This is a genomic window from Acidimicrobiia bacterium (assembly GCA_040902765.1).
In the GTDB taxonomy this organism is placed as follows: domain Bacteria; phylum Actinomycetota; class Acidimicrobiia; order Spongiisociales; family UBA11373; genus DATKBG01.
The window spans coordinates 48,193-73,002 of sequence record JBBDWO010000011.1 but is presented as its reverse complement, the minus strand read 5'-3'; the positions used below and the strand labels follow the sequence as shown (position 1 = coordinate 73,002).

Genomic DNA, 24,810 nt, shown 5'->3' with positions numbered 1-24,810 from the left:
GCCAGACGGTTCTGGTTGGCAGCCGGTAGCTGGTAGCTGGTAGCGGGTAGCTCTTCGAGCCGGAGGCCCGAAGGGTCGTTTACCTACACGCGTGTAGCTTCTATGCTCGATAGGACATGGCCAATCGGAAGCCTGCCCGCCGGGGCACCGGGCGGAATCGGGCAACCGGGCAGACCACCAACAAGAAAACTGCGGCACGCACCCCACGACGGCCCTCGCGCCTGGCGGCCACGTGGAGGTGGGTCCGCACCCTGTTCAGTCGGCTCACCGACGATCTCTGGGGCATCATCCTCGGGATCAGTGGGCTTCTGCTCATCCTCGCCCACATCGGGCTCGCCGGGCCGTTCGGCTCCAGCGCGGCATCGGGAACCCGGTTCCTGTTCGGCCAATGGACCCATGCCGTCGGCCCGTCGCTGATCACCCTCGGCGGCATGCTCGTCATGGTGGCCGAGCGTCCTCGTTTCAAGCGCCAGGCCACTGGCCTCATCGTCGCCTTCGTCACCACCCTCGGGATGTTCCATCTGATGACCGGCGCTCTGCCCCTGTCCGGGCCGATCGACGCAGTGGTCGCCCGCGGCGGGGCGGTCGGTTCACTAATCGCCTTCCCCCTGTGGCGCTTCATCGGATTCTGGGGGGCGCTCGTGGTGCTGTTGTCGTTCCTCGCTTTTGGGGTCACCCTGGTCGTCGGGGCGACCATGCGCGACGCCGCTCGCGAGGCCGCCGTACGGGTCAGGGTCCTGTGGCGGCGGGTCCGTCGTCGTCGCCCGGCGCCCGTGGTCCAGGTGCGGCACACTGCCCCGCCCCGGCCCCGCGGTGCTCCGGCGGCACCGGCGGCCGACGCGCCGGCCTCGGCGGCCCGACCCGAGCCCAGCCGCCCCGGTCCCCAGCAGCGGCCGGCACCGGCGCCGCGTCGGGCATCGGGCGGCGCCTATCAGCTCCCGCCGCTCGATCTGCTGTCCCTCGGGGGTGGTGCCGGCCAGAGCAAGAGGGCCCTCGACGAGACCGCCGCCGAACTCGAGGAGACGCTCATCCAGCACGGCGTCGACGCCCAGCTCACCCGGATCGTGCCCGGCCCCACCGTCACCCGCTACGAGATCGAACTCTCCCCCGGCGTGAAGGTGTCGCGGGTCACCAGCCTGTCCCACGACATCGCCTACGCCCTCGCCACCCCGGACGTTCGCATCATCGCTCCGATTCCCGGCAGGAGCGCCATCGGCGTCGAGGTCCCGAACGTGCGCCGCCAGCTGGTGACTCTCGGCGACATCTTGCGGAGCCCAGAGGCGGCGGTGGCGTCGCACCCGCTCGAAGTCGCCCTCGGCATGGACATCTCCGGCGCTCCCCAGCTGATCAACCTGTCGGAGCTGCCCCATGTGCTCATCGCCGGGTCCACCGGTGCCGGAAAGTCCTCGTGCATCAACGCCATCGTCACCTCGATCCTGGCGAGGACCACCCCCGAAGAGGTGCGGCTGATCCTGGTGGACCCGAAGCGGGTCGAGCTCGGCCAGTACAACGAGGTGCCGCACCTGATGACCCAGGTGATCACCAACCCCAAGAAGGCCGTCGACGCCCTGCAATGGGCGGTGCGCGAGATGGACCGGCGCTATGACCTCCTAGCCGCAGCCGGCGTGCGTGACATCCTCGGCTACCACGATCGCTGGGACGCCGACGGCCTCGATCCGGAGGACTTCGACCGCTTCCCGTACATCGTGGTCGTGGTCGACGAGCTCAACGATCTCATGATGGTGGCGGGCCACGCCGTGGAGGACGCGGTGGTCCGCATCGCCCAGATGGCCCGCGCCGTCGGCATCCACCTGGTCATTGCCACCCAGCGGCCGTCGGTGGACGTGATCACCGGAGTCATCAAGGCCAATGTGCCGTCGCGGTTTGCCTTCTCGGTGGCGTCGCAGGCCGACAGCCGGGTGATCCTCGACCACTCCGGCGCCGAGAAGCTCATCGGCCTCGGCGACATGATCGTGGTCACCTCACGCGACCCGCATCCTCGGCGTATCCAGGGAGCCTGGGTGTCGGAGGAAGAGGTGCACGCCATCGTCGAGTGGGTGCGAAGTCAGCGTGAGGCGGAATACGAGTCCGAGGTGTTCGAGTCGCCCGCCGGCGGTGTCCAGGGGGATCGCGGTGACTTCGAGGGCGAGGACGGCGACCTGATGCGCCAGGCGATCGAGCTGGTCGTGCTCTCCCAGCTGGGGTCGACGTCGATGCTGCAGCGCAAGCTGCGGATCGGGTTTGCCCGCGCCGGGCGCGTCATGGACACCCTGGAACGGATGGGCGTCGTCGGCCCGAGCGAGGGCTCCAAGGCCCGCGTCGTGCTGGTGACACCGGAGGAGCTCGACGAGATCCTCGCCGGCAACTGGGTCGGCGCGTAAGCGGGTTGCCGGTTTCCCGTTACCGGATCAGGGCTTCGGTCACGCGCGGGGTAACGGGTAACAGGTAACGGGCAACCTTCCCGGTACGCTTCCGGGCGCTCATGGATGTCATCCGATATCTCGCCGAGGACGGGTCGCTGCTCGCCGACCCTCCTGTCGGAACCGACCGGGCTCGCGACTTGTTCGCTGCCATGATCGTGGCTCGCACCTACGACCGGAAGGCATCGGCGCTGCAGCGTCAGGGTCGGCTCGCCACCTACGCCCAATTCGAGGGCCAGGAGGCCGCCCAGATCGGTAGTGCGGCGGCTTTGCGGGCCGACGACTGGATGGTGGGCACCTACCGCGACGCCGCCGCCATGTGGCATCAGGGCTACGGGTGGGAGCAGCTGTTCCTCGGCCGCATGGGCGACGAGCGCGGTGGATCGCCGCCCGAGGGGGTGAACGTGCTGCCGCCGTCGATCACCGTCGGCGCCCACATGATCCACGCCGTCGGCCTGTCGTGGGCGGAGCGCCTGATGGGGAGCGACCGCATCGCCCTCACCTACTTCGGAGATGGTGCCACCTCCGAAGGTGACTTCCACGAGGCGATGAACTTCGCCGCCGTGTTCTCCACACCGACGGTGTTCCTGTGTCAGAACAACGGGTGGGCGATCTCGATGAGCCGAGCCGACCAGACTCGGTCGGAGACGATCGCGGTCAAGGCGGTCGCCTACGGGATGCCTGGCGTGCTGGTGGACGGCAACGACGCCCTGGCCATGCTTGCGGTCACCACCGAGGCGGTGGAGCGGGCGCGATCAGGTGGCGGCCCGACCCTCATCGAGGCACTGACCTACCGAGTCGGTCCCCACACCACCGCCGACGATGCCGGCCGGTATCGCGCCGATGACGAGGTGGACGCATGGCGAACCCGCGATCCGATCGACCGCTTGCGGGCCTACCTCCAGCAGACCGGCGAGTGGTCGGAGGCCTGGGAGAGCGATCTCGAGGTCGACGCCTCCGCCGAGATCGAAGCCGCCGTGGCCGCTGCCGAGGATCTCGCCGCCTTCGAGCCCGATGGCCATCTCGGCCGGGCCTTCGCCGAACCGACCCGGCCCCTCGCCGATCAGCGGCGCTTCGTCCCCGGGGACGACCATGCCTGAGATGACCATGGCCCAGGCGCTCAACGACGCCCTCGACCTCGCCCTCGCCGATGAACGGGTGGTGGTGATCGGCGAGGACGTCGGGACCACCGGCGGTGTCTTTCGGGTCACCGACGGACTCGCCGCCAGGCACGGATCCGATCGGGTGATCGACACACCGGTGGCCGAGTCGGGAATCGTCGGTGCCGCCTTCGGGATGGCGGTAGCCGGGCTCAGGCCGGTCGCCGAGATTCAGTTCCTCGGCTTTGCCTATCCCGCCTTCGACCAGATCGTCAGCCACGTCGGGAGGATCCGCAACCGGTCGAACCACCGGTTCAGCGCCCCGATGGTGATTCGCATCCCCTACGGCGGCGGTATCGGGGCCGCCGAGCACCACAGCGAGTCGAACGAGGCGATCTTCGTGCACACCCCGGGGGTCAAGGTGGTGGTGCCGGCGACGCCGCGGGATGCCAAGGGTCTGCTCCTGGCCGCGATCGATGATCCAGACCCGGTGGTGTTCCTCGAACCGATCCGGGTGTACCGGGCGCTGAAGCAGGACGTTCCCGAGGGTCGCTACACGGTGCCGATCGGGGTTGCCGCCGTCGTCCGGGAGGGTACTGACGTGACCATCGTGTCGTACGGTGCGGTGCTGCGCGACGCCCGACGCGCCGCTGAGTTGCTTGGGGCCGAGGGGGTGTCTGCCGAGGTGATCGACCTGCGCACGCTGTCGCCCCTGGACGCCGACACCGTGCTCGACTCCGCCCGCAAGACCGGCCGGGTCGTGGTCGCCGTCGAGGGACACCGCACGCTGTCGGTGGCCTCCGAGGTGGCCGCCCTGGTGCAGGAACGGGCCCTGTACTCGTTGCTGGCGCCGGTGGAGCGTGTCACCGGCTTCGATACCGTGGTGCCGCTCAAGCGCACCGAACATCACTACATCCCGAGCCCGGATCGGATTGCCGCCGCCGCTCGACAGACCCTGGAGGCCTGATGGCGTTCGAGTTTCACCTCCCCGACATCGGCGAAGGTCTGGCCGAGGCGACCATCGTGTCGTGGCGGGTCCCGGTGGGGGGCACCGTCGGCCTCGACGAGCCACTCGTCGAGGTGGAGACCGACAAGGCGGTGGTGGAGATCCCATCCCCGCGCGCCGGCGTCGTCCTCCACCACGGGGCACCCGAGGGGGTCACCCTCGCCGTCGAGGCGCTGCTGGTGGTCATCGGCGAGCCGGGTGAGTCGTGGTCGCCTGCGGAGGAGGCATCTCCGGCCCAACCCGAGCCAGCATCGGCGACCCCCCGTCCCGCAGCGCCGATCGTCGGGACGCTCGAGGAGGCGTCGGAGACGGTGGGGGAGGCTAGGACCGAGGGCATCCTCGCCCTGCCGCTGGTGCGCCGCCTGGCCTTCGAGTTGGGCGTCGACCTCGACACCGTGGAGGGGACCGGACCGGGCGGCCGTATCACCCGCGAAGACGTCGAGCAGGCGATGGCCGGAGGAGGTCTCGTCGATCGGGTGCGCCTGTCGGCGACCCGGCTGGCGATCGCCCGCAACCTGACCCGGTCGTGGCAGGAGATCCCGCACGTCACCACCTATGCGGCGGCGAACGCCACCGGATTGCTCGCCGAACGCTCACGACTCGCCGCTGGTCGGGTGTTGCCCCTCGAGGCCCTCTTGATTTCCTCGCTGGTGCCGCTGTTGCGCGAGTTTCCGGAGTTCAACGCCTCACTCGACGGCGAGTACGTGCTGTACCGGCGCCACTACGACATCGGCTTTGCCGTGGACACCCCGGATGGGCTGATGGTGGCCGTGGTCCGTGAGGCCGATGACCGAACGGTCGGCGAGATCGCCGACGAGGTACTGCGTCTCGCCGAGGCGGCACGCCAGCGCCGGGCCACTCCCGCCGAACTCCGCGGCGCCACGTTCACCGTTTCGAACATCGGGGCCGTCGGCGGCGGTTATGGCACGCCGATCATTCCGTATGGGACCACGGCCATCCTGTCGGTGGGGCGCGCCGAACCCGTCCCGGTGGAGAGCGACGGGGCGATCACCCTGCGCCGGCAGCTGCCGCTGTCGCTGTCATACGATCACCGGCTCATCGACGGGGCGCTGGGCCGTCGGTTCCTCGGGTCCATCGTCGAGGCGATCGAGTCCCGCGGCTAGGAGGATGCGAGGGCTGCCAGTGCGGCGGGATGCAGGTGCCCGTTGGTCGCCAGGGCATGGCCGTGGTCGATCCCGGGTCTGCCGTCGAGGCTGGTGAACCGGCCCCCTGCCTCTTCGACTATCACCGTCAGCGGCGCCAGGTCCCATACCGCGGCGACCGGTTCGACGACGATGTCCACTCCGCCCTCGGCGAGCAGCATGAACGCCCAGAAGTCGCCGAACCCTCGGGTGCGGGAGCACTGTCTCGACAGCGCCAGGGCCGCGTCGAGGCGAGCGGGAGGGAGTCCGTCCAGGGAGTTCAGCGACAGCTGTGCTTCGCCGAGGTCGGTGACCTCCGACACCGAGATCCGCCGGCCGTTGCACCAGGCGCCGTCGCCGCGGTGCGCCCACCACCGCATGCCCAGTGCCGGCGCCGACACCACCCCACAGGTCACCACCCCGTCGACCTCGAGGGCGATCAGCGAGCCCCACACGGGCACCCCGCGCACGAAGTTGACGGTGGCGTCGATCGGATCGACGATCCAGCGCCGCCAACCTCCACCGGCCGAGCCGTACTCCTCGCCCAGGATGGCGTCGTTAGGGGCCTCACGACTGATCACCTCACGGATGACCTGTTCGGCGCGACGGTCGGCCTCGGTGACCACGGTCGCGTCGGCCTTGGTGCCGACGGCGAGGTTGGGGGTGCGGAACCGGGGGAGGGTGACGGCATCGGCGGCATCGGCGGCGCGCAGCGCAGTGGTCAGATCGGGGCTCGTGGCCATGATGAGCCATGTTATGAGCTGTTACGTGAGCTTCCCGCTTCCGGCTGCCGGTCTCCAGCATGAGCATCGGCCGTCGGTTGCTTGGCGATGGGAAACCCCTGACCACAGGCTCAAGACGTTCTGGCTGTGAGCTGTGAGCTGTGAGCCGTCCTCCCGGGTGGTGTACCTTCACCGCCGTGATTCACGACGACAACCCGTTCGTCGACGCCGAGGAGGAGCGCGATCCGATCCGGCGTTTCCGCGGGAGGCTCGCCGCGCCGGTGACCATCGTCACCTCGGGGCCCGCCGAGGCCAGGACCGGGCTGACCATCTCGTCGCTCGTCGTCGTCGAAGGCGACGAACCGCTCCTGTTCTTCCTGCTCGGCGAGCTGACCGACCTGTGGGATCGCATGGTCGACACTGGGACCTTCGTGGTGCACGTGCTCGAGCAAAGCCACCGCGAGTTGTCCGACCGGTTCACCGGATATCGCCCCAGTCCTGGCGGCCTGTTCAAGGGAGTCCCCGTGGTCGACGGTGACCACGGCCCGGTGATCGAGGGCATCGCGACCCGTGCGGCGTGTCGCTTCGTCGGCAGCCGAACCGCCCCGCCCCTCGTCCTGGTGGAAGGCGCCATCGACGAGGTCACGATCCACGATCTGACCGATCCGCTCCAGTACTTCCGGGGGCGCTATATCGGCGGAGACCGCGGGTGAACGTCGAAGTCCTCGCCGTCGGGACCGAGTTGCTCCTCGGGCAGATCATCAACTCCAACGGTGCCCACATCGGGGCACGGCTCGCCGATTTCGGCTTGGACCACTACCGCCAGGCCGTGGTCGGCGACAATCTGGAACGGCTCATCGAGGCGATCGGCGAGGCGGCCGCACGAGCCGACGCCCTCATCGTCACCGGCGGCCTCGGTCCCACTCAGGACGACCTCACCCGGGAGGCGCTTTGTGCCGCCGCCGGGGTCGAGATGCGTCGCTCGGAGGAGCAGGAGGACGCGCTACGTGACCTGTGGGCGCGGCGGGGGAGACAGATGCCGGCGAGCAACCTGCGCCAAGCTCAGTACCCCGACGGCGCCGAGATGCTGCCGAACCGGAAGGGCACCGCACCGGGGCTGCGGATGCGGATCGGCTCGTGCCTGGTCTTCGCATTGCCGGGGGTTCCGCAGGAGATGGAGCCCATGCTCGACGAGTTCGTGCTCCCGACCCTGGTCGACGAGGACCCGGGCGAGCGGGGGGTGATCGTCAGCCGACTCCTGCGCACCTGGGGTGAGTCCGAGTCCCGGGTCGCCGAGCTGCTCGCCGACATCTACTCGGGCTCGACCAACCCGACCCTGGCCTTCCTGGCGAGTGGCGGTGAGATCAAGCTCCGCCTCACGGCGCGCGCCGCCGACGCCGCGGCCGCCTGCGCCGCAATCGAACCGATGGAGGCGGAGGTCAGAGGTCGGCTCGGCGCTCTCGTCTTCGGCGCGGACGAGGAGACCATCGAGAGAATCGTGCTCGATGAGTGTCGCCGTCGCGGGTGGCTCATGGCCAGCGCCGAATCCATGACCGGGGGGCTGATCGCCGCCGCCCTGACGGCGGTGCCGGGGTCGTCCGAGGTGTTCGCCGGGGCGATCGTCGCCTACACCCCATCGGTCAAGGAGTCGGCTCTGGGAGTGCCGGCTCGCCTGATTACCGAGCACGGTCAGGTGAGTGCCGAAGTGGCCCTGGCGATGGCCGACGGAGCCGTGGAAAGGCTCGGTGTCGAGGTGGCGGTGGCGGTGACCGGCGTCGCCGGTCCGGACCCGCTCGGCCGCGAACCGGGCTCAGTGGTCATCGCGGTGCGCACCCCGGAGGCATCGCGAACCCGCGAGCTGGTGCTCCCCGGCGACCGCGAGCGGGTCCGGACTTATGCCACCACCGCCGCCCTGCATCAGGTGCGGCTCGCCCTGACGCAGGGGGATGCGTGAGGCGGGTGTTCCTGGGGGTCCCTCTGGCCGATGAGGCGCGCCACGCGCTGGCGTCGGCGATCCGCCGGGCCCTCCCCGACGGCATCCCGGGGCGGCCCGTGCGGCCGCAGGAGTGGCACCTCACGTTGCGGTTCCTCGGCGAGGTCGATGATCCGACGGTCGACAGGGTCATGGCCGCGATGGACGGCACCGACCTGGGGCCGCGGTTCACGATCAGGTTGGGCGGTCTCGGCGCCTTCCCGAAGGCGAGCGCCGCCCAGGTGCTCTGGGTGGGCATGCTGGAGGGCGCGGAACGGGCCACCCTCCTGGCGGAGAGGGCCGACGAGGCGCTCGTCGCTGCGGGGCTCGAACCGCAGGACCGCCCGTATCGACCGCATCTGACCGTGGCCCGGCTTCGTCCCAGCGAGTCGGTGAGTTGGGTCATCGGTGGTGCCGCGGCGATCGACGTCCGATGGGAGGTCGACCGGGTGGTGCTGTACGAGACCCGGCTGCGACGGGGCGGGGCCAGGTACCGCGAGGTGGAGGAGTTCCCGCTGGGATGATGCCCAACACGCAATACCGGATCGGTCTGGCGTTGGGCGTTGAGCGTTGAGCGTTGGTTCTTGCGTATCGAACACCTGTTCGCCTAGCATGTGGTCTTCGACCCAGATATCATGCATGTAATTCTCCGGAATCCTGTCGTACCCGGGTCGTAGGTTCTCCGCACAGACACCAAACCCGGCAAAGGAGCCCACAGTGGAACGGGACAAGTCGCTCGACATGGCGATGTCGCAGATCGAGAAGCAGTTCGGCAAGGGCGCCATCATGAAGCTCGGCTCGGATCACGCCCAGCACATCGAGGCGATCCCGACGGGTGCCCTGGCCCTCGACCTGGCGCTCGGCATCGGCGGTGTCCCGCGCGGGCGCATCGTGGAGATCTACGGCGTGGAGAGCGGCGGCAAGACGACCCTCGCCCTGCACATCATCGCCGAGGCGCAGCGCAATGGCGGGATCGCCGCCTTCATCGACGCCGAGCACGCCCTCGACCCGGCATACGCCCAGGCGCTCGGTGTCGACGTGGACGAGCTCCTCATCTCGCAGCCGGATACCGGCGAACAGGCTCTCGAGATCACCGAGATGCTGATCCGCTCCGGAGCGCTCGATGTGGTCGTCATCGACTCGGTCGCCGCCCTGGTGCCTCGCGCGGAGATCGAGGGCGAGATGGGAGACAGCCACATGGGTCTGCAGGCACGCCTGATGTCCCAGGCGCTCCGCAAGCTCGCCGGGGCCATCAATCGCTCCCACACGACGGCGATCTTCATCAATCAGATCCGGGAGAAGATCGGTGTCATATTCGGCTCGCCCGAGACGACCCCGGGTGGTCGCGCCCTCAAGTTCTACTCGTCGGTGCGGATCGAGGTTCGGCGCATCCAGACCATCAAGGAGGGTCAGGAGTCGATCGGGACCCGGGTCGTGGCCAAGGTGGTCAAGAACAAGGTGGCGGCGCCCTTCCGCAACGCCGAGTTCGACATCATGTTCGGGGAAGGGATCTCCCGGGAGGGCAGCCTCCTCGACGTGGCGGTCGAGCAGGACGTGGTGCGCAAGAGCGGCGCCTGGTACACCTACGACGACGACCAGCTCGGCCAGGGTCGGGAGAACGCCAAGCGATTCCTGCGGGAGAATCCGGAGGTCGCCATGCAGCTGCAGGCGCGGGTACTCGCTGCCGTTGGCCTCAACGGAGATCGGCCCAAAGCAGTGGAAGAGTCAGCAGACGACGAGGAGCCGGAGGCCGAGATGGCCGGGTCGATCGAGCGGGTCGACGGGACCACCGACGAGGACTGACACTCACATCCAGGCTCTAGCGGTACGATGAGGTCCGGTCGGTGTTCCGATCGGACCTCATCACACTCCCCAACACCTGCCCCCGGGAAGGAGCCAGATCATGAAGACGGCTCTGGTGGTTGCGCTCACTGCGCTGCCAGCCATCGCGGTCGGCTTCGTCCTGGGCAGACGGATCCTGCGTCGGGGCATCGCCAAGGCGGGCCGGCACGCCGAAGTGCTCGTGGCCGAGGCACGCGTCGAAGCGCAGCGAGTGCTCGACCGGTCGGAGGGTGAGGCGCGTGCCCGGGCTGAGGCCTACCGGGAGCACGAGGAGGCGGGTCTCGCCAATCGGCGCCTGGAGGTCGAGTCGCAAGAGGCGCGGATGATGCAGCGGGAGGCGACGCTGGAGCAGCGAGCCTCGAACCTCGCCCAGCGCGAGGGCTCGCTGGTCGACCGGGAGCGCACGCTCCTGGGCTCCGAAGAGGCCGTGGATGCGATGCGCGACCAGGCCCGCGAGGCGCTCGAGGCGGTGGCCGGCTTCGACGCCCGCACCGCCAAGGAGGAGCTGCTGCGCCGGGTGGAGGACGAGGCCAATCGCGAGGCGATGGTCCTGGTTCGCGACTTGGAGATCAAGGCCCGGGAGGAGGCCGAGCGGCGGGCCCGCCGCATCCTCACCACCACCATCCAGCGCCTTGCCTCCGAAGTAGTGGTCGAGGCGACCGTGGCCACTGTTGCGCTCCCGAGTGACGACATGAAGGGTCGCATCATCGGGCGCGACGGCCGTAACATCCGCGCCTTCGAGGCGGTTACCGGGGTCAACATCATCGTCGATGACACCCCCGAGGCGGTTTCCCTGTCGGCGTTCGACCCGGTGCGTCGCGAGATCGCCCGTATCGCACTGGAACGGCTGATCGCCGACGGTCGAATTCACCCCGCCTCCATCGAGGACGCGTATGAGAAGGCCGCCTCCGAAGTGGAGCAGAGCGTCAAGGACGCCGGTGAGTGGGCGACGCTCGAGGTGGGCGTGTCACGGGTCCACCCAGAACTGGTGACCCTGCTGGGTCGGCTGAAGTACCGCCTCTCCTACGGGCAGCCGGTCCTGCATCACCTCGTCGAGAGCGCCAAGGTGGCGCACATGCTGGCCTCGGAGCTCGGCGTCGACCCGGAGGAGGCCCGCCGAGCCGCCTTCCTGCACGACATCGGCAAGGCGGTGAGCCACGAGCTAAGCGGATCCCACGCCATGGTCGGCGCCGAGATCGCCCGACGCTTCGGTGAGGAGGCCGGGGTGGTCCACGGCATCGAAGCCCATCACAACGAGGTGGAGCCGCGCACCCTCACCGCCATCATCGTTCAGGCCGCCGACGCGGTATCGGCAGCGCGTCCCGGGGCACGGCGCGAGGCCGTCGAGTCGTACGTTCGCCGCCTGGAAAAGCTGGAGGCGATAGCAACCAGCTTTGCGGGCGTGGAGAAGGCATTCGCCATGCAGGCGGGCCGCGAGGTGCGGGTGGTGGTCGATCCTGGCGTGGTCGACGACCTCGGTGCCCACGATCTCGCCCGCCGCATCTCGCGTCGGGTCCAGGAGGATCTCAACTATCCCGGTCAGATCCAGGTGACGGTGATCCGGGAGCTGCGGGCGACCGACGTGGCTCGATGACCCTCGTCGAGCTGGGCACGCCGACGGTGAGAGAGCGTCGGGTGCCCACGAGATCGGGGCGACGGTATCTGGTTCGGACCTTCGGCTGCCAGATGAATGAGCACGACTCGGAACGGATCTCGGGTCTGTTCGAGGCCGACGGCATGGTTCGGGCGGACGACGTCGGTGATGCCGATGTGGTGATGATCAACACCTGCTGCATCCGTGAGAACGCCGACAACCGTCTCTACGGGAACCTGGGACAACTGAAGGCGATCAAGGACGAGCGGCCCGACATGCGGATCCTGGTGGGCGGATGCCTTGCCCAGAAGGACCGAGACATCGTCCAGACGAAGGCGCCGTGGGTCGACGTCGTGTTCGGTACCCACAACCTCCATCGGGTGGTCGACCTCCTGGACCGCGCCGAGGAGTGGGGGCCGGTCACCGAGATCTGGGACGAGACCGCGTCCATCGACGATGTGCCCTCCACGCTGCCGACGCGGCGCGAGACCACCCACTCGGCATGGGTCACGATCACGATCGGCTGCGACAACGCCTGTACCTTCTGCATCGTCCCGTCGGTCCGGGGTCGGGAGATCTCACGTCGTCCCGCTGACATCGTGCGCGAGGTCACTGACCTCGCTCGGTCCGGGGTGGTGGAGGTCACCCTGCTCGGCCAGAACGTCAACTCATACGGGCGCAGCCTGCTGGTCGACGGTAAGCGCCGGCCCATCTTCGCCGACCTGTTGCGTCGGGTCGGCGCCGTGGACGGCATCCGCCGGGTCCGGTTCACCAGCCCGCATCCCAAGGACATCAAAGCCGACGTCGTCGAGGCGATCGCCGACACGCCCGCTGTGTGCGAACAGCTCCACCTGCCGCTGCAGAGCGGAAGCACCTCGATCCTGCGAGCGATGCAGCGGGGATACACCCCCGAGCGGTTCCTGGCCAAGCTTCGCATGGCGGAGGAGATCATCCCCGGGCTGGCAACCTCCACCGACATCATCGTGGGGTTCCCCGGAGAGACGGAGGACGACTTCCAGGCCACCCTCGACCTGGTTGCTGCGGCCCGGTTCGACGGCGCCTACATGTTCATCTACTCGCCGCGGCCGGGAACCCGGGCGGCGGAGATGCCCGACCAGGTCGACCCGGCTGTGGCGTCGGAGCGGTTCTCACGCCTGGCGACGCTCCAGCAGCGGATATCGCTGGAGAAAAACGAGACGCTGGTCGGGACCGTGGTGGAGGGACTGGTCGAAGGCCCGTCGCGCAAGGACCCGACAGTCGTGACGGCGCGGACGCGAACCAACAAGGTGGTCCATGCCCCCGGTGTCTTCGATCCCGGGTCTTTCGTCGACGTGGCGGTCGACGAGGCTGCCCCCAGTCACCTCGTCGGGAGGCTGGCCGTCTGACCCTCCTCGCGGCGATCGTCGGCCCGACTGCATCGGCGAAGTCGGAGATCGCCCTCGACCTTGCCGAGCGGACCGGTGCGGACATCATCTCGGTCGACAGCATGCAGGTCTATCGCGGCCTGGACATCGGTACCGCCAAGCCATCGGTGGCGGAGCAGAGCCGGGTCACGCATCATCTGATCGATCTGGTTGAGCCGGAGGAGCGCTTCACCGTCGCCGAGTTCCAGACGGCCGGTGTCGCCGTGCTCGACGACCTGGAATCACGAGGGCGCCCGGCGATCATCTGCGGCGGGAGTGGGCTCCACTTCCGAGCGCTGGTCGACCCGATGACGTTCCCCGGCCACGACGACACGGTTCGTGCGGCCGTCGAGGCTCTGTCGGCTCAGGAGGCACAGGATCGGCTGCTGGCGGCAGACCCCAGGGCCGGCGAGGTCGTCGACCTGGACAACCCCCGCCGCGTGGCGAGAGCCGTCGAGATCTTCGAGGTGACGGGAGAGACCCCGTCGGAGCGCGCTTCGGGCTCCGAAGCAGTCGCGCTGCGCGAGTACCGACCGAGGGTGCCTTTCGTCGCCGTGGGGGTGGATCCGGGAGATGCGCTGCCCGGAAGGGTGGAGCGGCGGCTCGGCCGGATGTTGACGGCCGGCTGGTTCGAGGAGGTGGTCGGCCTCAGCGACCGGATCGGTCCGACGGCCCGTCAGGCGGTGGGCTACCGGGAACTGCTGCGGGTGGTCGAAGGCGAGTGGCCCATGGACACCGCTCGGGAGCGGATTCTCGGCGCGACGACCTCACTCGCCCGCCGTCAGCGAACCTTCCTGCGTCGCGACCCTCGGATCTGGTGGGCCAAGTGGGATGATGATCCACGCGCTCTGGCCGATGCGGCGGGACGCCACCTCGAGGAGGCCGGATGGAATTCGTGAAGATGGAGGGCCTCGGTAACGACTTCGTGGTGGTGGACGGCCCGTTCACGCCCTCGCCGGACCAGGTGGCCAGCTGGTGTGATCGGCGCCGCGGGATCGGCGCCGACGGAGTTCTCGTGGTGACCCCCATGGACCGGACTGCCGTGGAGATGGGCTACTGGAACGCCGATGGCTCTGCGGCCGAGATGTGCGGGAACGGCCTGCGCTGTGTGGCGAAACATGCCGTGGATTCGGGGATGGTGGATGGGTCCGAGTTCACCGTGCACACGCCGATCGGTCCCCGTTCGGTGAGTGTCGGAGAGGAAGGGGTTCGGGCCGAGTTGGGCCCGGCCTTGGTTGGTGAGGGCGGCCCGACGATCGCCGGGTACGACTTTGCGGTGGTGTCCGTGGGCAACCCCCACGCGGTGGCGTTCGTCGACGACACCTACTCGGTGCCGATCGAGGTCTCGGGTCCCCTCGTGGAAACGGATCCGGCGTTTCCTCAGCGAACCAACGTCGAGTTCGCCACGATCGCCTCGGCGGAGGAGATCCACCTGCGGGTGTGGGAGCGCGGTGTCGGCGAGACGCTCGCCTGCGGCACCGGCGCCGCGGCGGCGACGGCAGCCGCCCATGCGCTCGGGTTGACGGGGTCTCGAGTGCTCATCCACCTACCCGGTGGCACGCTCGGTGTGGAAATCATCGACGGGGTCGCCTGGATCGACGGTCCCGCCGTGGCGGTGTTCCGCGGGACCCTGCCCGCCTGAGTCTCAGATGGACCGCAGGACGGCGACGACCTTGCCGATGATCTCGACACCGCCGTGGAGCACGATCGGCTCGTAGGCCGGATTCTCCGAAAGGAGCACCACGCGGTCCGCCTCGCGGCGGAAGCGCTTCACCGTCGCCTCCTCACCGTCGATCAGCGCGGCGACGATCTCGCCGTTGCGAGCCTCGGGCTGTCGGCGAACGACGACGAAGTCGCCGTCGAAGATGCCGGCGCCGATCATCGAGTCGCCACGCACCCGCAGCATGAATACCGGGTCGTTGCCCACCAGTTCGGTCGGGAGCGGGAAGATCTCCTCGATGTCCTCTTCGGCGAGGATCGGAGAACCGGCGGCGATTCGACCTACCAGGGGGACGTCGCGAACGGGTGCCCTGCGCAGTTCGGTTCCGGTGGCCCCGGAATCGACCACTTCGATGGCACGGGGCTTCGAGGGGTCGCGGCGGATATACCCGCCTTCGACGAGTGAGGACAGATGGCTGTGGACGGTGGAGGGGGAGCTCAGGCCGATCGCTTCGCCGATCTCACGGACCGACGGCGGGTAGCCCCTGCGGTTCACGGTGTCGACAATCAGGTCGAGGATCTGGCGTTGGCGCTCGCTCAGGTCGGTTGGGCTCATGAGAAACCTCCTTCAGAACCGTGACGGTACCCGAATCGCGTCCGCGATACAAACATATGTTCGACTTGACAAACGAACACGCGTTCGATACCTTTGCCTTCCCAGAGCGAACACACGTTCGTGTCACACCCGGTTCGTAGGGTGTGGAGCGTGTGAGGGCCTCCCCGGAGGCCCTGCAATACGGACAAGGAAGGACCAGCGCCATGACGATTTCCATCACCCGACAGCAGCGGGTTGTGGTTCTCCTCACCTCAGTCGCCCTGGCGCTGGTCCTCCTGTTCGTATCCTCGGTCTCGGCTGCCGACCCCGGCGACGTCGACGCCTCAGACTGGACGGCGACGCACCTGGTCGTCGGTGGCGACACGCTGTGGGAGATCGCTCTCGACGTCACCACACCGGGCGAAGACGTCCGCACCGTGGTCGAGGACATCAAACGGCACAACGGCCTGACCAACAGCCTGATCGCCCCCGGGCAGGTGCTCTTCATCCCGGTCGGCGGCTGACAGGGCCCGCCGACAGCGGGCCGGAGACTCGTAACGGGTCAGGCCTCGTCTGAAGCGTCGAGGAGCCTGCCCGCATCCTCACACAGTTGCCTCACGATGTGAGCCACGGGTTGGATCTCACGGATTCCGGCCACCGACTCCCCGGCATAGAGCGCCATCGCCTCGACGGCTCCCTCTGCGTAGACGGAGGGTGGAGCGGTCGAAAAGCGATACACCGGTGTCCGGAGATCACCGATCACGATCTCGGCGACTACCTCACCCTCGAATCGGGTAGCTGCCTCGAGGCTCGTGCGCAGCACGCGATGGGGCGCTCCGGGCCATTCTCGATCGAAGGCACCGGTGAGCACGGTGTCTTCGGCGTCCGCCGCCACTAGGGCCTCCTTGTATCGAGGATGGGCAAGCGACTCGTGCGACGCCACCAGCCGGGTCCCGATCCGCACCGCATCGGCACCAGCGGTGAGAGCGGCGGCCATGTCTGCACCGGTGCCGATCGTCCCGGCGGCGACCACCGGCACCTCCATCCGGGGTACCACCTCGCCGAGCAGGGGCAAGAGGCGCGTGCGTCCGCGAACGTGACCTCCGGACTCGTCCCCTTGGACCACGATGAAGTCGCATCCCGCGTCCATCGCCGCCAGCGCCTCGCCCGGGGACCCGACTTGCCAGCAGACCAGCGCCCCTCCTTCGTGGCCCACCTCCACCAGCGCCGGGTCCGGTTCGCCGAAGAAGAACTCCACGACCCGCACCAAGGGAGCGATCGCGGCGAGGGCGGAGCGGTCCAGGAAGGGCATGAGGAAGTTGACACCGAACGGCTCTGGCGTCAGTTGCTGGACGGCTTCGACCCGTTCCACGAGCGTTGCGGCATCGGGAGGCTCGGTGCCGGTGCCCATCATGGGTAACGCGCCTGCGGAGGCCATCGCAGCCATGAACTCCGCTCGGAACGTGATCGGCGCCCCCTGCACGGGGACCGAGCAGCCGACGAGATCGGTGAACGCCGTCTTCAGCACGGGCTAAGCATGCCACAAGAGGGCGCGGGGAGGGCGGGCGGTCTCGGCCTCAGGAGAAGATGACGGACCGGCAGCCCTCGACGCGAGGATCGCCGAACTCGGGTACTGTCGAACTCCCATGCGGTGCCCCCACTGCGGCGCGGAAGACACGCGCGTCATCGACAGTCGCCCCGCCGAGGGGAATGCAGCGATCCGACGACGGAGGCTGTGCGAGGTCTGTGGCGAGCGGTTCACCACCTATGAGCGCCGGGAGCCGGCGACGATGGTCCGCAAGCGCGATGGGCGACTCGAACCGTTCGCTCCCGAGAAGATTGCTGCCGGGGTGTCGAGTGCGCTCGCCGGTCGCCCTGTGGAGGAGCGGGCGGTGGCTGCGCTGGTCAGCGAGATCGAGAGCCGAGCCCAGGCGTACGGCGGCCCGGTCCCGACGGCTGAGATCGGCCACTGGGTGCTCGAGTCCCTCCGCCCCCTCGACGAGGTGGCCTACCTCAGGTTCGCATCCGTGTACAAGGAATTCGAGGGCGCCAGCGACTTCGAAAAGGAAATGGCGGCTCTCGAGGACCCTTCCTGACGGTCAGCCCGTTCCGAAACTCGCCTGCTGGAGTGCGCTGAGCAGCGCCAGTGAGTCCGCGGCGACGTTGCCCTCGACGGACTCGAGCCGGGTGTCGAGGATCGCCCGGAGCCGGCCCGTTTCGGTGCGCGCCTCCTGGAGGAGCTCGGTCGTGGTCTCGGTCTCGCCCCGTCGCAGTGACAGCAGGTACTGGTCAGACCAACCCTGGAGTCCATCGACGAAGGTACCGAACTGGTCCCGCAGATCCCCGAACGCTGCTTCGTCGGTGAAGCGAGCCATGGCGGCGACCGCGCCGGCGCGGTAGTCGGCCAGGGTCCGTTCCGCCGATGCGATCAGATCCTCTGGCGCTTCGGTCGGGAGCAGCGGCAGGGTCAGGGCGGCATCGGCGTTGCGGCGGTATTCCGTCGCCAGTTGCAGGCGCGCCGACAGGTTGGTGGCCGAGTCGGCGATCGCACGCAGCGTCTGGTGAGCGGCAGCGAGTTCGCCGCTCGGACCCTGACCTCCGATCGGTCCTCCGGGGAGGGGCGGCGCTAGCGACGCCTGCAGGGATGCGGCGGCCTCGGCGAGGTCTGATGCGGCATCCGGGTCGCCGGCCGGGGCGTCGATGACCTCACGGAGCGCCGCGTCGAGGTCGGCGGCGACACTGCGGTATTCGTCGAGGCGCACGGCTGCGGCGTTCGCCGGGGCGAGCACGAAGAGCCGAAGTACGAGCGCCACCGAGACACCGATGAACAGGGCGGCGATGACGATGGGCCAGCGAAACGAGCGATCCGACCCGAGGGCGCGGTCCAGCGGCTCCGGGCGCCAGTTGAAGTCGATGTCCTCGATCTCACCGTCCTGATCGCCCCTCGCCGGACGCGCCGCGGTGGCTGCGGTGGTCTCGAGCATGGCGAGGATGCTTCGCCGATGCTCTTCACTCTTGCGAGACCTGATGGGCCACCTCCGTTCCGGCGGGCATAATCGGCCCGATGCGGATTCCACTCAAGCGACTCGATCCCGGCCTGCCCGCCCCGGTCCACGCCCATGCGGGTGATGGTGGAGTGGATCTTCACGCCGCCGAATCGACAACCCTGGCACCAGGGGAGTTCCGCGCCGTGCCGACGGGGATCGCCGTCGCCATCCCGCAAGGATACGTCGGACTCATCGCACCACGGTCGGGGCTCGCCGTGCGCCATGGTCTGAGCCTGGTCAACACACCCGGCGTGCTCGACGCCGGGTATCGGGGGGAGATCAAGGCGGTCCTGATCAATCACGGAGCCGAGCCGGTATCGTTGGAACGCGGTGACCGGATCGCCCAACTCCTCGTCGTCCCGGTCGCCGTGCAGGAGTTCGTCGAGGTCGACGAGCTCCCGGACAGCACTCGGGGAGACGGCGGCTTCGGATCGACCGGCTCCTGAGGCAAATCCGGCTCGTGATATATTGAGCCGCCTCGCGGACGTAGCTCAGTTGGTAGAGCGTCACCTTGCCAAGGTGAAGGTCGCCGGTTCGAGACCGGTCGTCCGCTCGGCGGGGCGGCTTCGGCCGCCCTTCTCATTCCATGGCGGCGTGGCCGAGTGGCTAGGCAAGGGTCTGCAAAACCCTCTACCCCGGTTCAATTCCGGGCGCCGCCTCCATGTCGGTCGGCGACCGACCCCATGACGCGCTAACACGCGAGGACGTCGCCCGGCAGCGGCTACGCTCGCGGCCCCTGAGGGCGCTTAGCTCAGCCCGGGAGAGCGCTTCCCTGACACGGAAGAGGTCACTGGTTCAAATCCAGTAGCGCCCACCAGCGGAATCCGGTGCGGCACAAGGGAAAGGTGCCGATCAGCGTTCGAGTCCGAGACCCCGTGATCGAGGCCGCGACCACATTGCGTCCACATGAGAAACATCCCACGGGGGAGCCAGTTTCGGGGCGAGTTTGTGACACCGACGGGTCCACCTGACCTAGATGGAAACCCTCGTCCTCAACACAACATGCTTCGTCTGCTTGTCCTAGACGATCAGGCAGTGATGCTTTGATTCGGCCGGATACGAGGGACGTATGGATCCGGAAGTTCCGAGCGAATGGAAAACCCCCGGCTCATAGGGTCAGAGGTGCCGGAACGCAGCTAGTGCCTGGCTACGTCATAAGGGATGAATTCGAAGGAGCGCTCGTGAAGTGTTTCGTCAAGCGGATGGGGTTGCCCTTGAAGAGAGCCCTCTTGGTGTTGGTCGTCTCTATCGTTTCGGCCTGCGGGGCACCCGCTCAGGACGATCCTGGTGGATCCGTGGGGTCGGGGGATCCTGATGCCACGTGTGCATTAGTTGTTGCGGCCTATGGCCCGACGTTCTCGGTTGCGGCTGCCTTCCTCAGCGACGTTGGAAGTGTCCAGAGTCTGATCCCGGAACCCGGTGGACCCGCACGCTGGGGCAGCCTGACCTCCACCCATCCCGCAACGATCTGCTACCTGGATGGGCCGATCGGTAAGTCTCCGCCGATGGGTCCCTCCAGCCAGGCTCCTGAACCCTACAGCCGGGCCATTGTGGCGGTTGTCGATGGTGAGTCAGTGCTCATCGCAGCCGGGTACCCCGACACGCTGGAGGTTCCCACGCCGTAAGTGGGTTCCACGCTGCCAGATCGACCTTGCGCAGGAGCCGTTCCCACACTACGGGTTTGTGACTTTCGCCCCTATCGGGGGGACCGACGGACTGAAGATCCTACGGCCGGCACGATCCGGCTCGAGAGATGGGGACGAGCATGGGCATCAGGGAGTCGCGTAGGCCTCGTTTGGGAGCCGCCTCGGAACTCGAAGCCGGAGCGGTGGCGGCACGAGATGGAAGGCCGGGCTGGCTCGGACCCTCACTCCGGGTGCTGTCGGCGAGCGTCGTCATGGTGGCGCTCGGCGCAGGAACCATTGCGTTGGCATCGCAGCGAGTGGCACCGCTGTCGGAATCCCCCACGGCGACCGAGTTCGTCGAGAACGCCCCGCTCGGAGAGGCGTTCCGCGACATCTTTGTGGGCACGCAGGGCGTGTACGACCCGGCGGCCGGCATCGTCTCCCCCGACCAGGTCGCCTTCGAGCTCGAGATCCAGGCAGCCCACAACGGTGAGGACATCTTCTTCAGGTATCGCGTGCCGACGCCCCTGCCGTCCTACTACCACGACTACTTCGTCTATCAGGACGGCAAGTGGATTCGGGTCGGGCGCTCTCCGGTGGGCAACGAGCCCCACGGTCTCTACGAGGATCGCATCTCGATGCTCGTCGACGACGGCAGCGTGAAGGGGTTCGCCAATCAGGGCGGCTGGCTCACGTGCCACGACGACATGAGGAACCCCTTCATGTACGGCGGGCCGCCGAACGACGAGGTCGTGGCACATCCCATCGCTGAGGCGTTGCGCTTCGAAGAGGTCCGCAAGTATCTTCCGCAGTCCCGCGACGCCGGCCCGGAATGGTGGCGGGCCAACGGCTGGGACGCCATCGATCTGGGGGACCTCGACAAGTACGAGGCCCGACGCGAGGCGGGCGTGTTCCTGGACCTGTGGCACTGGCGGTCGCATCGCTCGAACCCGATCGGATTCAGCGACAACGAGTCCGTCTTCGAGTACCGGCGTCCCAGCCCGGGTCGTGGGCCCTTCTCGACTAACTTCGACAGCGAGGCCGGCCAGCCCCTGCTGATGTTCGACTCCGCGGTCACCGGGTACGACGCGCTCGACTGGGACACCGTGCAGGCTCAGGGATACGGGTACGATGACAACTTCTTCATCGCCGACGGGGTCAACGCGGTCCCGTTCGACCCGGACCGTGAGTGGCGCAACGGCGACGTCATCCCCCGGCGCATGCTCAACACCGAGCCCACCGAGAGTCGGGGGAGCATCAGGGCGGACGGGCGGCTGCTCTCCGACGGAGAGGGTGGCTGGGTGTGGGACGTCACGCTGTGGCGGCCCATGGACACGGGATATCCCACCGCCGACAAGCCGTTCCTGCCGGGACGCACCTACGACGCGGCCATTGCCGTTCATCGCCTGGCGACCGGCAGCCGGTGGCACTTCGTGACGCTGCCCTTCCGGATCGGCGTCGACATGCCCGCGGACGTGACGGCGACACGATTCGACGGTGACGCACCCGACTGGGACGCCATCGAGGCGACGACCCTGACGGCAATCTACCCGGGACAGACCAACTGGGAGTTCCTCACCAGCGACGATCACCCCGGGGCCACGGAGGTCCGCAACGACAGCATGTCGGTCCTCGGATGTCACGACGATCCGATCGGGCTCGGAGCCGCCAACCGGGCCATCGAACCACGGCTCGCCGGCGTGGCGCTTCCCGACGGTGAGTCGCGGAGCATCCTCATCCGGGCGTTCGACCCCGGCAACGCGGCCTTCGTGTTCTTCATCATCGCCCTCCTCACCGTCGGTGGCGCCATCGTGCTCGGCAGGGCTCGAAAGGCGACGACCGAAGAGCCGGATGACACGGCATGACGACCGGCGAGAGCGTGCGAGGGGAACTCGACGGCTTCCTGCGCATGTCCACCGACCCGGTCGCGATCGAGGCGGGAGATCTCGACCTCGGCGGCCTCGACGAACGGACCGTGCTGAGCCGTCGGGCGTTCCTGCGCAGCCTCGCGTTGGCGCTCGGCGCCGCCGGCGTGGCGTCGCTGGGAGGCTCGGCCATCGCCCGTGCCATGTCCGATGCCGACTCTGCGGTGCAGGATGGCAGTGCCCTGCGCCTTCCCGCCGCCGATCGTTGGGTGATGGTCATCGACCTGGCCAAGTGCGACGGGTGCAAGCAGTGCATGCAGGCATGCAAGAGCGGTCACAACCTCCCCGACGACGACCATCACTGGATCAACGTGTGGGAGGAGGAGGGCCCGTCGGGGAAGTTCTTCCGGCCGATGCCGTGCATGCAGTGCGAGAACACGCCGTGCGTCCAGGTGTGTCCGGTCGGGGCCACCTACTCCAACAAGAACGGCATCGTGCTCGTAGACAACCGTCAATGCATCGGCTGCCGGATGTGCATGGTTGCCTGCCCGTACGACGCGCGGTACTTCTGGTGGGACGAACCGCCGCCGTCACATCTCTCGCCCGAGCAGTACACGCCGGAACTGACCATGCCGGCCCGTCGCGGGACGGTGGGCAAGTGCGTCTTCTGCGCCGACTACCTGCAGCAGTCCCGACTCCCCAGGTGCGTGCAGCAGTGCCCCAAGGACGTCCTGTGGTTCGGAGAGAGGACCACCGACGTCGTCACCAACGGCACCGAGGTCCGCAGGCTCACCGAGCTGCTCGAGTCCCGGGCGGCTTATCGGTACAAGGAAGACAAGGGAACCGAGCCGAAGGTCTACTACCTGCCACACGTGGCGGAGGTGTGAGGCGATGACGTCGGTCGAACGAGCAGTGATGGGTCCCCTCGAAGGACGGGCCGGAAGGACGTACTGGGTGCTCGCCGCGGGGCTGGGCCTGATCGTCGCGCTGGGCCTCGTGGCGTGGGGTATCCAGCTTCGACAGGGGCTGGGCGTCACCGGGCTCTCGTCATCGCAGCCCTGGGGGATCTACATCATCAACTTCATCTTCTTCGTGGGCATCAGCTACGCGGGCACGCTGCTGTCGGCGGTGCTGCGCCTCGTCAATGTCGAGTGGCGGCGACCGGTCACCCGCATCGCCGAGATCGTCACCGTGGCGGCTCTCCTCATCGCCTTCCTGATGATCTTCGCCGACCTCGGACGACCCGGGATCGCGTCGTGGCACATCATCACCGCCGGCCGGGCCGGATCGCCGCTGATCTGGGACGTCGTCGTGCTCAGCACCTACATGTTCGCCGCCCTGCTGTTCCTGCTGCTGCCGCTGGTTCCCGACGCAGCCCGGTGCCGCGACCTGCATCCCACACGCAAGGGGATCCGATACCGGCTCTACCGCCTCGTCGCGTTCTCCTGGGTCGGCAACGCCGCGCAGCGACGCAGGCTGGAGAAGGGCATGGGGATCCTCGCAGTCACCATCATCCCGGTCGCCATCCTCGCCCACTCGGCGGTGGCGTGGATCTTCGGCGTGACCGCGCGTCCGGTGTGGAACAGCACGATCTTCGCCCCCTACTTCGTCCTCGGCGCGGTGTTCAGCGGCACGGCCGTGATCGTCATCATCATGGCCGTCTACCGCCGATCCCAGGGGCTCCAGGCGTTCTTCACCGATGCCCACTTCGTCAGGCTGGGGTACATCCTGCTCACCCTCAACCTCACCTACATGTACTTCACGTTCAGTGAGTACTGGACGATCGGCTACACCACCGTGTCGGCCGACTATCAGGCGCCGTTGGCATCGATCATGAGCGGGGCACACGCGTGGGCCTTCTGGTTCGCCATCGTCCTCGGGATGCTGGTGCCTGCGGCTCTCGTCGCGATCCCATGGACCCGTACGGTGGGGGGAATCACCCTCGCCTCGGTCCTCGTCGTCGTCGGCATGTGGCTGAAGCGCTGGATCATCGTGGTGCCTCCCCTGGAGTCGGGGATGACCCCTGGCAGCCTTGCCACCTACTCGCCGACCTGGATCGAGTGGGCGATCACCGCGGCCGCGGCGGCGGGACTCGTCTTGGTGTTCATGATCTTTCAGCGGGTCTTCCCGATCATCTCGATGTGGGAGGTGGAGCACGGCCTCGAGGGGGCGGAGCGGGTGGGCACGTCCGGGGACGCGGCAGGGAAGGAGAGCACATGAGTTCCCGATCGCGTCACACCGTTGGACGGCGCCCGGTGGCATGGTCGGTCGTGGCGGGCCTCGCCGTCGTGCTCCTGTGGGCCGGACCCGCGGTAGCGGGCGAAGTACGCCAGGAGGTCCGACTCACGATCGACGCGCCGCAGCAAGCCGTGCAGGGCGAGCACTTCGAAGCGACGATCAGTCTCCTCGACCAGCGCGGCCGTCCGATCGCCGGCGCCACCGTCGTGGTGCTGGAGGAGATCCGATTCTTCGACTACGTCGACTTTCGAACGGTCGGCCTCCTGCGCACCGACAGTCAGGGCACGGTGACCGTGGCCCTCACGCCGAGGGCGCCGGGGGACAGCAGCCTCAGCGTCGAGTTCGCCGGTACCGAGGAGTTCGGCGCAGCGCGTGCCACGACGCCGTTCACCGTCGCATCGGGGACCGCAGTGGTGACCTTCCTGACTCCGGTGGTCGCCGACTCGATCTTGCCTCGGGGCGTCACGGCGATCTGGTTCCTCGTCCTCCTGATCGGAGTGTGGCTGGCACTGGCGTCCGCGGTATACCAGCTTGTCCGCATTCCCCGTGAGGGGGTGGTATCGGGTGGCGGAGCGTGAGC

At 68.1% G+C, this 24,810-nt stretch carries 23 protein-coding genes and 3 tRNA genes; 22 read left to right on the top strand and 4 right to left on the bottom strand.

Annotated elements, in window-relative coordinates:
- The first annotated feature begins 116 nt into the window (after positions 1–116).
- The 4 genes from WEA29_03780 to WEA29_03765 all read left to right on the top strand — a co-directional run bounded on the left by WEA29_03780 (position 117) and on the right by WEA29_03765 (position 5,650).
- Positions 117–2,381, top strand: coding sequence for a DNA translocase FtsK (locus WEA29_03780; GenBank protein MEX2322871.1), 2,265 nt, complete (start codon positions 117–119; stop codon positions 2,379–2,381).
- Between the two features lie 101 nt (positions 2,382–2,482).
- Entirely contained in the window at positions 2,483–3,520 is a 1,038-nt protein-coding gene (pdhA, locus tag WEA29_03775) for a pyruvate dehydrogenase (acetyl-transferring) E1 component subunit alpha (GenBank protein ID MEX2322870.1), read from the top strand.
- On the top strand, positions 3,513–4,487 hold the full coding sequence (locus tag WEA29_03770) for an alpha-ketoacid dehydrogenase subunit beta (GenBank protein ID MEX2322869.1): 975 nt from the start codon (positions 3,513–3,515) through the stop codon (positions 4,485–4,487). The genes pdhA and WEA29_03770 overlap by 8 nt, the downstream gene beginning before the upstream one ends.
- On the top strand, positions 4,487–5,650 hold the full coding sequence (locus tag WEA29_03765) for a dihydrolipoamide acetyltransferase family protein (protein ID MEX2322868.1): 1,164 nt from the start codon (positions 4,487–4,489) through the stop codon (positions 5,648–5,650). Before WEA29_03770 ends, WEA29_03765 begins: the two co-directional genes overlap by 1 nt.
- Here WEA29_03765 and WEA29_03760 read toward each other — a convergent pair.
- Complete coding sequence (locus tag WEA29_03760) at positions 5,647–6,411, bottom strand: inositol monophosphatase family protein (protein MEX2322867.1); 765 nt, start codon at positions 6,409–6,411, stop codon at positions 5,647–5,649. The genes WEA29_03765 and WEA29_03760 overlap by 4 nt on opposite strands.
- 176 nt (positions 6,412–6,587) lie before the next feature.
- Here WEA29_03760 and WEA29_03755 point away from each other — a divergent pair, with 176 nt between their 5' ends.
- The 8 genes from WEA29_03755 to dapF all read left to right on the top strand — a co-directional run bounded on the left by WEA29_03755 (position 6,588) and on the right by dapF (position 14,843).
- Positions 6,588–7,103 (top strand): flavin reductase family protein, encoded by a 516-nt coding sequence (locus tag WEA29_03755; protein ID MEX2322866.1) that lies wholly within the window; start codon positions 6,588–6,590, stop codon positions 7,101–7,103.
- Positions 7,100–8,344 carry a competence/damage-inducible protein A gene (locus tag WEA29_03750; protein ID MEX2322865.1) on the top strand — a complete coding sequence of 415 codons (1,245 nt, stop codon included), beginning with the start codon at positions 7,100–7,102 and terminating at the stop codon, positions 8,342–8,344. The genes WEA29_03755 and WEA29_03750 overlap by 4 nt, the downstream gene beginning before the upstream one ends.
- Positions 8,341–8,886, top strand: a complete 546-nt coding sequence (gene thpR / locus WEA29_03745; protein MEX2322864.1) for an RNA 2',3'-cyclic phosphodiesterase — start codon at positions 8,341–8,343, stop codon at positions 8,884–8,886. Before WEA29_03750 ends, thpR begins: the two co-directional genes overlap by 4 nt.
- A gap of 217 nt (positions 8,887–9,103) precedes the next feature.
- A complete protein-coding gene (gene recA / locus WEA29_03740) occupies positions 9,104–10,165 on the top strand; it encodes a recombinase RecA (GenBank protein ID MEX2322863.1) in 1,062 nt (353 codons plus the stop codon).
- Positions 10,166–10,265: 100 nt separating this feature from the next.
- Entirely contained in the window at positions 10,266–11,798 is a 1,533-nt protein-coding gene (gene rny / locus WEA29_03735; protein MEX2322862.1) for a ribonuclease Y, read from the top strand.
- A complete protein-coding gene (gene miaB / locus WEA29_03730; protein MEX2322861.1) occupies positions 11,795–13,183 on the top strand; it encodes a tRNA (N6-isopentenyl adenosine(37)-C2)-methylthiotransferase MiaB in 1,389 nt (462 codons plus the stop codon). Before rny ends, miaB begins: the two co-directional genes overlap by 4 nt.
- On the top strand, positions 13,180–14,100 hold the full coding sequence (gene miaA / locus WEA29_03725; GenBank protein MEX2322860.1) for a tRNA (adenosine(37)-N6)-dimethylallyltransferase MiaA: 921 nt from the start codon (positions 13,180–13,182) through the stop codon (positions 14,098–14,100). The genes miaB and miaA overlap by 4 nt, the downstream gene beginning before the upstream one ends.
- Entirely contained in the window at positions 14,088–14,843 is a 756-nt protein-coding gene (dapF, locus tag WEA29_03720; protein ID MEX2322859.1) for a diaminopimelate epimerase, read from the top strand. Before miaA ends, dapF begins: the two co-directional genes overlap by 13 nt.
- Before the next feature lie 3 nt (positions 14,844–14,846).
- Here the strand turns inward: dapF and lexA are convergent, their stop codons facing one another.
- Positions 14,847–15,476, bottom strand: a complete 630-nt coding sequence (gene lexA / locus WEA29_03715; GenBank protein ID MEX2322858.1) for a transcriptional repressor LexA — start codon at positions 15,474–15,476, stop codon at positions 14,847–14,849.
- A gap of 203 nt (positions 15,477–15,679) precedes the next feature.
- On the opposite strand from lexA, the gene WEA29_03710 reads away from it, so the two are divergent.
- Positions 15,680–15,979, top strand: coding sequence for a LysM peptidoglycan-binding domain-containing protein (locus WEA29_03710; GenBank protein MEX2322857.1), 300 nt, complete (start codon positions 15,680–15,682; stop codon positions 15,977–15,979).
- A 38-nt stretch (positions 15,980–16,017) separates the two neighbouring features.
- Here the strand turns inward: WEA29_03710 and WEA29_03705 are convergent, their stop codons facing one another.
- Positions 16,018–16,983 carry a nitronate monooxygenase gene (locus WEA29_03705; protein MEX2322856.1) on the bottom strand — a complete coding sequence of 322 codons (966 nt, stop codon included), beginning with the start codon at positions 16,981–16,983 and terminating at the stop codon, positions 16,018–16,020.
- A 118-nt stretch (positions 16,984–17,101) separates the two neighbouring features.
- Between WEA29_03705 and nrdR the strand changes: the two genes are divergently transcribed.
- Positions 17,102–17,551 carry a transcriptional regulator NrdR gene (gene nrdR / locus WEA29_03700; protein ID MEX2322855.1) on the top strand — a complete coding sequence of 150 codons (450 nt, stop codon included), beginning with the start codon at positions 17,102–17,104 and terminating at the stop codon, positions 17,549–17,551.
- Between the two features lie 3 nt (positions 17,552–17,554).
- On the opposite strand, the gene WEA29_03695 is transcribed toward nrdR, so the two are convergent.
- Positions 17,555–18,439, bottom strand: a complete 885-nt coding sequence (locus WEA29_03695; protein ID MEX2322854.1) for a hypothetical protein — start codon at positions 18,437–18,439, stop codon at positions 17,555–17,557.
- A gap of 80 nt (positions 18,440–18,519) precedes the next feature.
- Between WEA29_03695 and dut the strand changes: the two genes are divergently transcribed.
- From dut to WEA29_03655, 8 genes are all read left to right on the top strand, one after another.
- A complete protein-coding gene (gene dut, locus WEA29_03690; GenBank protein ID MEX2322853.1) occupies positions 18,520–18,948 on the top strand; it encodes a dUTP diphosphatase in 429 nt (142 codons plus the stop codon).
- Positions 18,949–18,982: 34 nt separating this feature from the next.
- Positions 18,983–19,055, top strand: a tRNA-Gly gene (locus tag WEA29_03685).
- Between the two features lie 35 nt (positions 19,056–19,090).
- Positions 19,091–19,164: transfer RNA gene (locus WEA29_03680), tRNA-Cys, on the top strand.
- A 78-nt stretch (positions 19,165–19,242) separates the two neighbouring features.
- Positions 19,243–19,319 (top strand) — tRNA-Val (locus tag WEA29_03675).
- A gap of 978 nt (positions 19,320–20,297) precedes the next feature.
- Complete coding sequence (locus WEA29_03670; protein ID MEX2322852.1) at positions 20,298–21,992, top strand: ethylbenzene dehydrogenase-related protein; 1,695 nt, start codon at positions 20,298–20,300, stop codon at positions 21,990–21,992.
- The gene (locus WEA29_03665) at positions 21,989–22,879 is read left to right on the top strand and encodes a 4Fe-4S dicluster domain-containing protein (GenBank protein MEX2322851.1); all 891 of its coding nucleotides are present in this window, start codon (positions 21,989–21,991) and stop codon (positions 22,877–22,879) included. Before WEA29_03670 ends, WEA29_03665 begins: the two co-directional genes overlap by 4 nt.
- Before the next feature lie 4 nt (positions 22,880–22,883).
- Complete coding sequence (gene nrfD, locus WEA29_03660; protein ID MEX2322850.1) at positions 22,884–24,212, top strand: NrfD/PsrC family molybdoenzyme membrane anchor subunit; 1,329 nt, start codon at positions 22,884–22,886, stop codon at positions 24,210–24,212.
- Positions 24,209–24,808 carry a hypothetical protein gene (locus WEA29_03655; GenBank protein MEX2322849.1) on the top strand — a complete coding sequence of 200 codons (600 nt, stop codon included), beginning with the start codon at positions 24,209–24,211 and terminating at the stop codon, positions 24,806–24,808. The genes nrfD and WEA29_03655 overlap by 4 nt, the downstream gene beginning before the upstream one ends.
- The last annotated feature ends 2 nt before the right edge of the window (positions 24,809–24,810 follow it).